The 12,126-nt window shown below is 47.8% G+C and carries 7 protein-coding genes; 5 read left to right on the top strand and 2 right to left on the bottom strand.

The window, feature by feature from the left end; translation table 11 throughout:
- Positions 1–23 precede the first annotated feature (23 nt).
- Positions 24–2,741 carry a tetratricopeptide repeat protein gene (locus ABH008_RS17755; RefSeq protein ID WP_347986943.1) on the bottom strand — a complete coding sequence of 906 codons (2,718 nt, stop codon included), beginning with the start codon at positions 2,739–2,741 and terminating at the stop codon, positions 24–26.
- Positions 2,742–2,995: 254 nt separating this feature from the next.
- Complete coding sequence (locus ABH008_RS17750) at positions 2,996–5,095, bottom strand: tetratricopeptide repeat protein (RefSeq protein ID WP_347986942.1); 2,100 nt, start codon at positions 5,093–5,095, stop codon at positions 2,996–2,998.
- 815 nt (positions 5,096–5,910) lie between these two features.
- Here ABH008_RS17750 and ABH008_RS17745 point away from each other — a divergent pair.
- From ABH008_RS17745 to ABH008_RS17725, 5 genes are all read left to right on the top strand, one after another.
- Positions 5,911–6,738: a HEAT repeat domain-containing protein gene (locus ABH008_RS17745; RefSeq protein ID WP_347986941.1), complete on the top strand. Its 828-nt coding sequence runs from the start codon at positions 5,911–5,913 to the stop codon at positions 6,736–6,738.
- A 172-nt stretch (positions 6,739–6,910) separates the two neighbouring features.
- Complete coding sequence (locus tag ABH008_RS17740; protein ID WP_347986940.1) at positions 6,911–7,573, top strand: hypothetical protein; 663 nt, start codon at positions 6,911–6,913, stop codon at positions 7,571–7,573.
- Positions 7,574–7,723: 150 nt separating this feature from the next.
- On the top strand, positions 7,724–8,464 hold the full coding sequence (locus ABH008_RS17735; RefSeq protein ID WP_347986939.1) for an FKBP-type peptidyl-prolyl cis-trans isomerase: 741 nt from the start codon (positions 7,724–7,726) through the stop codon (positions 8,462–8,464).
- 396 nt (positions 8,465–8,860) lie between these two features.
- Positions 8,861–9,079, top strand: coding sequence for a DUF4266 domain-containing protein (locus tag ABH008_RS17730; RefSeq protein ID WP_347986938.1), 219 nt, complete (start codon positions 8,861–8,863; stop codon positions 9,077–9,079).
- Positions 9,066–11,954, top strand: a complete 2,889-nt coding sequence (locus ABH008_RS17725; protein WP_347986937.1) for a DUF3570 domain-containing protein — start codon at positions 9,066–9,068, stop codon at positions 11,952–11,954. Before ABH008_RS17730 ends, ABH008_RS17725 begins: the two co-directional genes overlap by 14 nt.
- Positions 11,955–12,126: the final 172 nt, after the last annotated feature.

The following is a 12,126-nucleotide window of genomic DNA, read 5'->3' as shown; positions in this document are numbered from 1 at the left end:
GATTTCGCTGCGCTACATCCAGGCTACATAACCCTTAAATGCTCAGGTGCCAAGCCGGCATGATTTCGCTTATGCATGGCTATAAAAGCCGCCTCAAGATTTCGTGTATAACGCTCTGTATCAAACAACGCCGCATTCAATCGATTTTCTGCCAGTTTAGCCTTCAACTTTGCCAGTTTTTCCGGCTGTAAAGCCAGTTCAATCGCCTGCTCTTCATAAGCTTGCGGTGTATATACAATCAACTCAGGTAATCCCAGTGCGCTCAACAAACTGGCCGCCACCCGGCTGGCAAAAGATTCCCCGGCACAGGTTAATACCGGTAATCCCGCCCATAAGGCATCCATTGCCGTGGCATGTGCGTTATATGGCAAGGTATCCAAAAATAGATCGGCTAGCTGGTGTCTGGCTAAATGCTCGGCAATTGATGGCAAACGTTGCGAGAATAGCAAACGCTCGCCACTTATGCCTTGCTGCTCGGCGGCTTGTTTCAGATTGGTTTCTGCTTCAGGATTAGGCGAAAACCACAGTACACTACCGGGCACCGCTTGCAAAATGCGCATCCAGCTAGCAAAAACGTAAGGTGTAATCTTGAAATGATTATTAAAACAACAAAATACCACACCCGTTTCCGGTAACCCCATTTCGGCTCGGCTGAATACCTTATCCGCAATCTGGCGCTGGCTGTCGGTTACCATAAAACTATCCGGTAAATGCACCACCTTTTCACTATAAAGATGCATGCAGTGTGCGGGAATCAATACCGGATCGCCAATAATGTAATCCATATACGTTACCGGCACGCTACCGGCATAACCCAAATAGTTAACCTGTGTTGGTGCCGGGCGATAAGAAAAAATGCCAGTACGGCAATACCCGGTTAATCCGCTCAAGTCCACCGCAATATCCAGTTCCAGTTGTCTGGCCAGTAAGGCTACCTCATAGTCAGATTTGCCGTTAATATTGTGAAACTGATCAAAACCTGCCTCCAGGCGCACCCGCATTTCATCCTTTGCCTCTGGCCCAAAAGAAAAGGCCAACAGCTCAAACTGGCTTCTGTCAAACAGTTCGAACATTTGCGCGGTTAAAAAAGCCACTGGGTGATTACGAAAATCGGCAGAAAAAAAGCCAACCCGTATCCGCGTGTGGTTTGTATAAGGTGCTAATGCTGGCAGCTCAAATCTTTCCGGATAATTCAAGCCGGTCCATAGTGCCGCAATTTTGCCTTGCACCGCTAAATTGTCGGTCATAGCCAGCAGCGTAAATGGCGATAAAGTTTTTTCACCCTCAGCAATTCGTGACAGTAAATGTGCTGTTTCCTGTGCATAATCGCGCCAATCGCAAATTTGTATTTTGGTGGAAAAACGCGCCCCCGCTAAAAACTGATAATCGGGGTCTAAGGCTGTGGCCTGATCATACACCACGCAAGCCTCTTGGTAGCGTTTCAACTCATGCAGTGCCAGCCCCAATCCAAAATGCGCGGCCACATGGTCTGGTTGATGAACCAATGCCAGGCGATAGTTATCAGCAGCCCCCTGATATTGATGAATTTGTTGTAAGGTATTGCCACATAGAAAATAGGCTTCTGCATGTTCGGGTACTAATTTCATAGTCTGCCGATAACTGTCCAAGGCTGCGAAAAAATACTTGAGCTGATGTTGAACCTTACCCAATTGCAAATAGGCAAAGGCAAGTTCGGGTTGCAAAGCAATTACGCGTTGATAAACCGGTAATGCTTCTCGGTAGCGTTGCAGATTATTCAGTGCGTTGGCATAATTAAAACACGCCTCCACATGCTGTGGGTTAATAGCCAACACACGTTCAAAACAGTCAATGGCTTCCGTATGCTTGCCCAAAGCCAGAAAAGATAAGCCCCGGTTGGTAAAATAAGCCTCATCTTGCTCAGGTTTTAGGGCATAACCGTGAGCATAGCTGTCTAGCGCCTCCACGTAGCGATGCAAACAGTGTAAGGCCAATCCACGGTTATGATGTGCTTCGGCATAATTCGGGCTAAGCTTGATAGCCTGGTCAAAACACAGCAGGGCGGCCTGAAAATTCTGTAAATTCTTATAAGCCAATCCGCAATACATATACGCTTCAACAAATTGCGGCTGCAAGCTAACGGCGGTTTCGTAATGGGTGACAGCTTGCGCATACAGCTGCTGTGCAGTCAGCACATTGCCCAGATTGTAATGTGCTTTCGCATAACCGGGTTTAATGGCAAGCGCTTGGCTAAAGCTTTCTGCCGCTTGCGAATACTGTTGCAGACCGTACAAGGCTAAACCTTGATTATTAAACGCCTCGGCAAAATCAGGTTTAAAACGGATGGCCTGCGTATAACAGGCCAGTTCTTCCGGTATGCGTCCTAGCGCCTTTAACACCAAACCACGATTATTATAGGCATTTGCATAGTCAGGATTGATGGCAATGGCAGCATCAAAGCTAAGCAATGCCTGGTCTAGCTGCCCCAAATTTTGTAACGCAATCCCACGGTTATTTAACGCCTCGGCATAAGCAGGGCGTAACAACAGTGCCTGGTTATAACTGTCAACCGCAGTCGTTAACTGGCCTAAGCTTAACAAAGCATTACCCCGTTTCCACAAAGCCTCTGGAAAGTTGGCTTGTAAAGTCAGTGCCTTGGCGTAACAATCTAGCGCTTCCTGAAAACGACGCTGTTCCTGTAACAGATTGCCTTCATTGAATAAAGATTCGGCAGGGTTGGGCATAAAGGTGCTGGTAGACATAATTAAAAATGACTCCGTTAGAATATAATAACAATTAACTTACCGATTTTGATGCCTAAGCTCAGTTATATAAAACCGCAACAAAACCCAGGTAGCCTGGATGAAGCGCAGCGGAATCCGGGGCTCGAAGCCCAACCACCTAGATATTTTTAAATACCTAAAAAAACATCGTAAAGCTTTGGTTTTTTCGTTTAAATCGAGTGTGTTAGCCGTTTTTAAACCGACACCCGGATTTTGCTGCGCTTACATCCAGGCTACATAACCTTTAAATGCTCGGGAGCCAAGCCGGCATGATTTCGCTTATGCATTGCTATAAAAGCCGCTTCCAGATTTTTTGTATAACGTTCAGTATCAAACAATGCCGCATTTAATCGATTTTCTGCCAGTTTTGCTTTCAACTTTGCCAGTTTTTCTGGCTGTAAAGCCAGTTCAATCGCCTGCTCTTCATAAGCTTGCGGTGTATTTACAATCAACTCGGGTAAATCCAGTGCACTCAACAAACTGGCCGCCACCCGGCTGGCAAACGCTTCCCCTGCACAAGTTAATACAGGCAATCCTGCCCATAGTGCATCTGCGGCAGTGGTATGCGCGTTATACGGGCAAGTATCCAGAAATAGATCGGCCAAACGGTGTCTGGCCAAATGCTCAGCGGAGCAGGGCAGCCGCTGCGCAAATATCAGGCGATCTGCGCTAATACCCTGTGCTTGTGCCGCCATTCTTAAATTGTCTGCCGCATGCGGACTGTTGGAAAGCCACAAGACACTGCCCGGAACCGCCTGCAATATACGCATCCAAGCAACAAACACCTCTGGCGTAATTTTAAAATGATGATTAAAGCAACAAAACACCACGCCAGTGGCAGGCAAATCCATCTCCTGGCGACTGAAAACCCTATCCGAAATTACGCGCTGGTTATCGTTAACCAGAAAACTATCCGGTAAATAAACCAGCTGTTCTGTATAAAACGGCTGTGTCTCCGGCGGAATTAATACCGGGTCGGCTATTAGATAATCCATATACTCAGCACCCATAGTGCCAGAGTACCCCAAATAATTGACTTGTAACGGTGCCGCACGACATGCAAATACACCTGTTCGGCAATGTGCAGTATGCCCGCCCAAGTCCACCGCAATATCAATTTCCAACTGTCTGGCAAACTCTGCCGCTTCAACATCAGAGCGGTCGCCAATCTCGTAAAAATGATCAAACCCCGCTTGCAGACGCGTGCGCATCTCGTCCTCCACTGTAGGGCCAAAAGAAAAGGCTACAATCTCAAACCGGCTTCTATCGTGTAGCTCAAACAATCGTGCCGTTAATGACGCAACAGCATGATTACGAAAATCCGCAGAAAAATACGCCACGCGAATACGCTCATGCCCGTTATAAGGGCTAATGGCTGGGAGTAAGTGATTAGGTGGATAATTCTGTTGTGTCCAGATGTGTGCCGCATTTTGTTGTAACTGCGGATTATCGGTTAACAGCAAGCTGGTAAAAGGTGTGGCAACCAGCTGTTTATCGTTAATTGCTGTGCAAAGCTTAAGTGTCTCCAGCTCAAAATCTCGCCAGTCGCACAATAGCATTTGTGTGGTGAATCTATAGCCTGGCAGGCAGTCGTAATGCGGATTAAGTGCCAGCGCTAAATCAAATTGCGTTAATGCTGCCGGATACTGTTTCAGCTCTTGCAAGGCCACGCCTAAACCACAATAAGACGCAATAAAGTTGGGTCGTAATGCAATGGCTTTTTGATAAAATTCAGCCGCTTCCGCATAAGCCTGTAATTGCTGTAAAGTATTGGCATAATTATAAAAAGCATCTTCATAAGCCGGTAATAAGACCATGCCACGTTCATAACTGCTCAGCGCCGCGTGAAAATGTTTAAGTTCGTGTAAGGCAATACCGCGATTGATATACGCATAGCCATAAGCCGCATCAATTTTAATGGCGGCGTCATAACTGGCCACTGCCTCGGCAAAGCGGTGTAATTCCCGTAAAACGTTGCCCTTATTGTAATGTGCCAAGGCAAAATCAGGTCGCAAAGCCAAAGCGCGGTCAAAACAGGCCAGTGCTTCCAACCCCCGATTAAGTTCCGAAAGCGCAATCCCTCGGTTGGCCTGTGTGCCGGGTTGTTCTGGGGCAATACCCAGCGAGCGGGCCAACAGACTTTCTGCCAGTTGATACTGCCCCTGATTAAGCAAGTTGGTGCCTAACTCTGCCAATAAGGCCGCATCGGATGGATACGCGCTCAACAGCTTTTTTAAAATCAGCGCCGCTTCTGGCAGCTTACCCGCTTGTTGCAAAACAGCCGCTTGTTGAAACTGGGCAATATGTTTAGGGGAGGGGGATTTATTTTTCATACGCAAAAATCAGTCGTCCATGTTAAAAATAAGCGCCATTATGATAGATCAAAAATAATACTAACATAAAGGATTGTGCTAATAAATGGGCAGTGCTGGTGTGCAATATTCAACGTGTTGGCCATTTAAAAGCCGACACCCGGATTTCGCTGCGCTACATCCAGGCTTCGAACAACAAAAAAGCTACCCGTAGCCTGGATGCAGCGCCAGCGGAATCCGGGGTTTAAAGCCCAACCAACTATCAAAACTAACTGTGTCTTTAATGATGGAATAAACACACCCGTGCAATATTCAGCATGTTAGCGCCTTAAAAGCCGACACCCGGATTTCGCTGCGCTACATCCAGGCTACGAAAACAAAAAAGCTACCCGTAGCCTGGATGCAGCGCCAGCGGAATCCGGGGTTTAAAGCCCAACCAACTATCAAAACTAACTGCGTCTTTAATGGTGGCATAAACACATCACTGTGCAATATCCAACATGTTAGAAAGTTAACTACTATAAACCGCCGAAAACAATTTATCAACTCATTCTAAAAATAGGTCATATCACCTATTTTATGAGTAAAAGTAGGTTAAATAACATAGTTTAATAAAATAAGGGTATTATAAATACCATTAAAATATTGATTTTTATAGTTATTAAAAAGTTGGTAAGGCTCTTGCAATATATTTGCACAATTAGGCAAATAAAATACATGACTTTATGCAATTCAAAATCAAACATAAAAGCTTAGCTATATACCAAAAAAAATCGGCCCTATACCTACAGCGTAGCTAGTAAGTATTTATGTTAATAAACAATAAGTGTTCAATAATGACATACCGCAAGCGCATAGCAAGATCGCTACTCAAGCTAAGCATAGCGGCTGTTTGCTGTTTACTCATCAATAGTAGCGCCGATGCCGATCTGCTACCCGCAAGTAAACTTAAAATCAGCCAAATGCCGGGTCGCAACACCCTGCATATTCAGGCCACGCAAATACCGTTGTCACAACTGCTGGCAAAGTTGGCGGTTAATACCCATACCAACCTGCACTATGCCGCACTGTCTGTAGACAGCACCATCACGGGCGATTGCTTAGCCGACTTGCTCAGCGAACTGATGACTTGTTTATTAGGTAAACCGGTAAACAGTGTGGTGCGCTACTCCGCACAAGGCCATGCCGAAGAAGCCTGGCTATTAGGCGCAGAATGGGATGGCAAAAAAGCCAAACCGCAATATGTCGATGTAAACACTGCCAATCTGCAAGCCGATCCAGAAAACAACATCCTGTTAGAACAAGCGCAATCCGACGATCCAGCAACCCGCGCCAGCGCCATCACCAATCTTGGCGTCTCAGGGCTGGAAGACAAAGCCCTGGCCAGCAAATTACTCACCGAAGCGCTAAACGATCAAAACCCCGATATCCGCGCCAAAGCCATCGCCAGCCTCACCAATCTGCAAGGTAACAATGCCAAACCGCAATTGCTCAGCATGCTAAACGACGATAACCAGGATGTGCGCATGGCCGCCGTGGTTGCCGGTTACAACAACCCGGATTTTCTGTTGCAAGCCCAAAACGACAGCGATGCCCAAATTCGCGCCATGGCAGAAATGAGCCTGGCGCGTCTGGATAAAACCAACAACACCAGTACACCATGAAGCAGTTACTGATGTTAAACCCGTTCGCAATACCCCTCTGCCAGAAGGCCGGGTGCGAAAACACTTTGCTCTCTCCCCCGAGACAAAGTAACCGAAAACAGCGTTTACCCACGGACGTATAAATGCTGTTTTCAACCTTAACTTAAATATAACTTTAATGGAGTTTCTCAGTATGAACTTACGTAAAACACTTATCGCTTCTGCTATTTTGGCAACCGGTCTGGTTGGTTCAGTTTCAGCACATCCACTGTTTGCTGGCAAACTGGCTGCTGCCCAAAATAGTACTGATGTGTTCCGTACCACTTGTGTAAATTTCGACGGTGTAACCTATCAAGCACCAGTAGTGCCTGATGTGACTGGCAATGCTTCTGGTTTTGTCTTCGAAATCAGTCTTAACACTGGTAGCACAGTAACTGCTACCGTGGGTTACACCGGAGTAGGTAATGTCAATGGCAACACTTGGGGCAATAACATTCTGCCTGCTTCACCAGCGCCTAAAACCGCTACTGCAACTGATACCTCTCTGAGTACCGCCTGGAATCCAAATGCGGCAACTCCAGAATTTGGTGCCAACGGTTACCTGTCACCCAGCCTTGGTGCAGTAGCGGGCTTTTTAAATCCAGCCGGTACAGCATCAGGTGCGGGTAATGGCCAGTATGTGGTAGTGGTATCACATGCCAGCACTGTCTCTACTGGTTATGACTTTCTGGGTCACTGCTGGTTAAGCGCAAACGGTAAAGGGCTTTACACTGCAAACCACACCGGTCAAGGCACCTGGTTTACCGGTGCTCCGCTGGCACCAACCTTCGATTACGATCAAGTGCTTGATCAGTAAGCCGATATTGGAAAACGGATTTTCCTGATTGCGTTATTACAGCACCGTGCGCGACTGGCGGTGCTGTTTTTATGCATAGCCCTGGAAGCAAAAACAGAGCTTGCCTAAAGTACTGACCTAAACTGCTAAACCTTAAGATTGATAAAAAATATGAAAACACATTGCGCTATTATTTTTTTCCTGACCTGGGGCCTGTTCACAGCCGCCCATGCAGACAAACAGGCACTGCAAACCGAATCACAAAAAATCAGTTACGCCTTAGGGGTTGACTATATCAAAGGCTTGCTGGAAGACGAATTAGAACTGGATAACCGCGCCTTTTTGCAAGGTATTCAGGATATGCAGGCTGGCAAAACCTCGCGCCTGACCGCAGCCGAAACCAAAACTGCCCTGGATATGTTTGTAGTGCAGCGTATCCGTATCCGCCAAAACAAAACCCTGGAAACCTTGGCTGCCGGTCAACGCTTTCTGGACGAAAACCAAAACCGCGAAGGTGTGCATGTATTACCCAGAGGTCTGCAATATAAAGTGTTGACTCAGGGCAGTGGCACCACCTCGCCCACCATGGACGATGGCGTCAGCGTGCGTTACCGCTTAAGCGATCTGGATGGCAACGAACTACTTAAATCCCCCGCCGATGGCAAACCCAAAAAATTAGTCATCAAACATTTAATCAGCGGCTGGCAACAAGCCCTGCAACAAATGAAACCTGGCGACAAATGGCAGCTATTTACCCCGCCAAATCTCGCCTACGGCGAAAACGGCAGCCCCGACGGCCGCATCAAACCCAACCAAACCTTGGTATACGAACTGGAACTGGTAGACATCGTCAGCGCCGACGAAGCCCAACAAGAAATGGACAAACCCACAGCAATCACCACTAAGAATTAAAAAACACATGCAGCGCAGCCCACGTTTTTCCGTAGCCTGTGCAGCGCAAGGTTTTACGTAGCCTGGATGTAGCGCAGCGAAATCCGGGGCTCGAAGCAAACCAACCCCTGCCAACCCAAAACCCAACTTGGCAGGAAAGTTTAAAAAAACCAACCAAGCCCAAAATAGGCTTGGTTAAAGAAGTTACCAAGGGTGTTATCACCCCAAAGCCGACCCCCGTATTCCGCTTACGCTGCATACAGGCTACATAAAACCAAACGTACCCATCTCCTGGATGCCGCGCACGTTTTTCCGTAGCCTGGATGCAGCGCAGCGAAATCCGGGGTTCGAAGCAAACCACCCCTGCCACCAAAAAACTAAATGGGCAGGAAAGTTTTAAAAAAAGGAGCCAAACCCATGCACAACCTGACCCTGCCCCTATTCCTGACACTGGGCACTCTATCCTGCGCATGTACCGAAGTACAACCCTGGGAACGCGGTAATCTGGCCAAACCGGTCATGGCGGCAGACCCACTACCTTTACAATCGGCCATCCGCCAGCATAACTACGCCAGCCGCGAAGCCGCCGGTGCCGCCAGCTCCGGTGCCTCAGGAGGTGGCTGTGGTTGTAACTAAAAAACCAACAGTGTTACCCGTAAACACTTTGCCACGCCTGCTAACCCAAGTCGCCGCTTGTCGGGCCGCCCTGGCGCAATCTTTCGTTCGCCCTACGATCAATATCCGCAAACCAACACCCAAAGCCCTGATAAAAGCCTTTTGCCTATCCGCACTCACCCTGCCCGGCATGCTCAGCCAAGCACATGCGGATACCGAGGAAGATGAGGTGGGTTATCAATTAAATCATTACGAGGAAAGTGTACGTCCTTTGGTCTATCCCGTTACCAGCTTGGATTCAACCGGCAGTAACGTATATTTAGGGCAGGTTAAGCCTTTAATTAATCAATATAAGCCTTTAACAGCCGACACCGAACACGCTTTTGCGCGTTTTCGTATCAATGATCGCACCCGAGTGGCGTTCGATTTTAACCATGATGTCTGGTCGGGCGCTTCGCCATTAAATACACGACCATTGTTAGTGGGGGGGTTTGGGCCACATGACGGCGCCGGAGTGGTATTAACTGCTGGTGCTAGTCCAAGTAATGCACAACTGGGGTTTGGTCAATTTTTTGATGCACAGGGCCATTATATGGCGGTTACTCAATTTGCCAATGTTCTGGATAATAACGGTAATGTGGTTGCCTTGGTACCCGGTCAACTAACCCGTGATAACCGTTTGCAGCATATTATGGGTTACGCCTCACCGGAAAGTCGCGATCAAGTGCACATGAAACTGGGCTATGATTGGGACAATGCTTCAATGGATGCCGGTGCGGGCACCTCTATCGAACCCGATTATGAATCCCGTTTTGCTAATCTTGCCAGCAAGCTGGATTTTAACCAGAAGCAAACCACGCTGAATTTCGGCCTTAGTTATACCAATAGTGATACCCGAGCGCTTACCTCAAGATGGGGGGCTACCGATTTTCTGAATTCCGCAAACGTACAGAATACCGCGAATATTAACGATGGCGGTATTGTTGATAATTTGAATAAGCGCATTATTGGCAACCGACGTGATGCGGCTTTTACCTTTAGCTTAAGTCAGGTGATGAATAAAAACGATGTGTGGACTGCTGGGATGGGCTACACCCGTACCACCGGTTTTCAATCGAATCCCTATAAATCAGTCACTATGTTTTATTTGGACCCTAACTGGCGAAACAATAATTTTAACGGGCTAGCAGCCGATGCCTTTCCAGGTGTGCAGTATGCCAATGGCGGAGGCATGGAAACCGAAAAGCGTCCCGAGTTGCGCAATCAGCTGACTTTGGATACCAGTTATTTGCATTATATGCAGCCCTTACATGCTGCGGCTAAACTGGGTTACAGTTTTTTTATGGACGACTGGGGGATTAATGCCCACACCTTTGATGGTGAATGGCGACAGGATTTGGGCGGCAGTTGGCTGCTGACGCCGCATGTACGCTATTACTCGCAATCGGCAGCCAGTTTTTATGGCCCTTACTTTTTTTCCTATTGTAATGGTGGCTGTACTCAGTTCGATCCCAATAAAGTTTACGGTGCCCCAAATGCCTTTTCCAGCGATCAGCGCCTTTCTGCTTATGGTACGTTGAGCGGCGGTGTCTCCTTATCAAAGCAATTTGCCAAAGGCTTAAGTTTGGAGCTGGGTTTTGAATATTATACGCATAAAAGCGCCCTTAAAATCGGCGGTGGCGGCAGTGGCGATTACACCAATTTTGATTATTACACGGTCAACGCCGGCCTACATGCCAGTTTAGGTAAGCTGGCCAGTGTCACTAATTTATTCGACAGTGGCAGTCTGTTTGATGGCTGGTTCGATAACAATAGCAGTTCGGCTACCCAACCAGAGCATGCCGCGCATCAGCATGCGCATCAGCACGCCAACGCGCCCGCAGGGGTAATGTTTGCCCACATGCTGGATCAACCCGGCGAGTGGATGTTGGGCTATCGGTTTATGCAAAGTAATCAGGGTGGCACTATGTTGCATGGTAACCAGCCCGCAAATCGGACCGAACTGCTAACAGCACCATGTCCGGGTGGAAAGGTATTTGGCTTAGGGAGTAAATTCAAAAATCAATGTGACATGTTTGCAAGCAGCATGAGTATGAATATGCATATGCTGGATGTGATGTATGCCCCCACAGACTGGCTGAATGTAATGCTGATGCCACAGTTTGTGGATATGAGTATGAAAATGGATATGTCCTCTATGCCGATGTCCACCATGATGCAGGCTTGGGGCATGTATGGCTATACTGCGCGAGACCAACAACAGAGTGGTGGTTTTGGTGATACCGGTGCCTATGCGCTGTTGCGCTTATGGGATGGCGATGGTCATCATGTGCATTTGACCCAAGGTATTAGTATCCCCACAGGTACAGTGACCACCCGTTATGAATGGAATATGAATGGTTATTATTCTTACGATATGCAAGCCGGTAGCGGTACCTGGGATTACAAACCCAGCCTGACCTATACCGGAGAACAGGAAGATTGGTACTGGGGCGCACAAATTAGCGGGACACACCGCTTGCAATCCATCAGCGGTCATGGCTGGTCGTTAGGCGATATCTGGCAGGGTACTGGTTGGGGTGGTTATCGTTTCACTAACTGGTTAAGCGGTACCGTGCGCGGTGTCTACAGTGCACAAAGCGCCATACATGGCAGTTATCCAGATGGTTCTAATTATGGTGTTCTCACTTGGGGTAATATGCCGAATCAGTTCTCACAAAACTACGGTGGTAGCTATGCCGATGCCGGGTTTGGTGTTACAGCCACCGTCCCCAAAGGCGATTACGCCGGTAATAGCGCCAGCTTCGAATGGCTACAACCCCTCTATACCTACGTCAATGGCTACCAGTTAGATAGAGCTGGAGCGTTATCGGCTACCTGGAGTTATGCCTTTTAACGGATGCCTGAAATTAGAGAGATTATCGAGGGTGTTAACACCCCAAAGCAGACACCCGGATTCCGCTACGCTGCATCCAGGCTACGTAAAACCAAGCGCACCCATATCCTGGGTTTTGTAGCCTGGATGTAGCGTAAGCGAAATCCGGGATTCGAAGCAAACCACCCCTGCC

This window comes from Methylomonas sp. AM2-LC (assembly GCF_039904985.1).
In the GTDB taxonomy this organism is placed as follows: Bacteria; Pseudomonadota; Gammaproteobacteria; order Methylococcales; family Methylomonadaceae; genus Methylomonas.
Note: the sequence above shows the minus strand (reverse complement) of the source record. Positions and strands in the feature narration are given on the sequence as shown.

Excerpts from the sequence above, each read along its gene's own strand:
- ABH008_RS17745 (WP_347986941.1), top strand. The coding sequence starts at position 5,911 with ATGACATACCGCAAGCGCATAGCAAGATCGCTACTCAAGCTAAGCATA.
- ABH008_RS17755 (WP_347986943.1), bottom strand. The coding sequence starts at position 2,741 with ATGTCTACCAGCACCTTTATGCCCAACCCTGCCGAATCTTTATTCAAT.
- ABH008_RS17730 (WP_347986938.1), top strand. The coding sequence starts at position 8,861 with ATGCACAACCTGACCCTGCCCCTATTCCTGACACTGGGCACTCTATCC.
- ABH008_RS17735 (WP_347986939.1), top strand. The coding sequence starts at position 7,724 with ATGAAAACACATTGCGCTATTATTTTTTTCCTGACCTGGGGCCTGTTC.
- ABH008_RS17750 (WP_347986942.1), bottom strand. The coding sequence starts at position 5,095 with ATGAAAAATAAATCCCCCTCCCCTAAACATATTGCCCAGTTTCAACAA.
- ABH008_RS17740 (WP_347986940.1), top strand. The coding sequence starts at position 6,911 with ATGAACTTACGTAAAACACTTATCGCTTCTGCTATTTTGGCAACCGGT.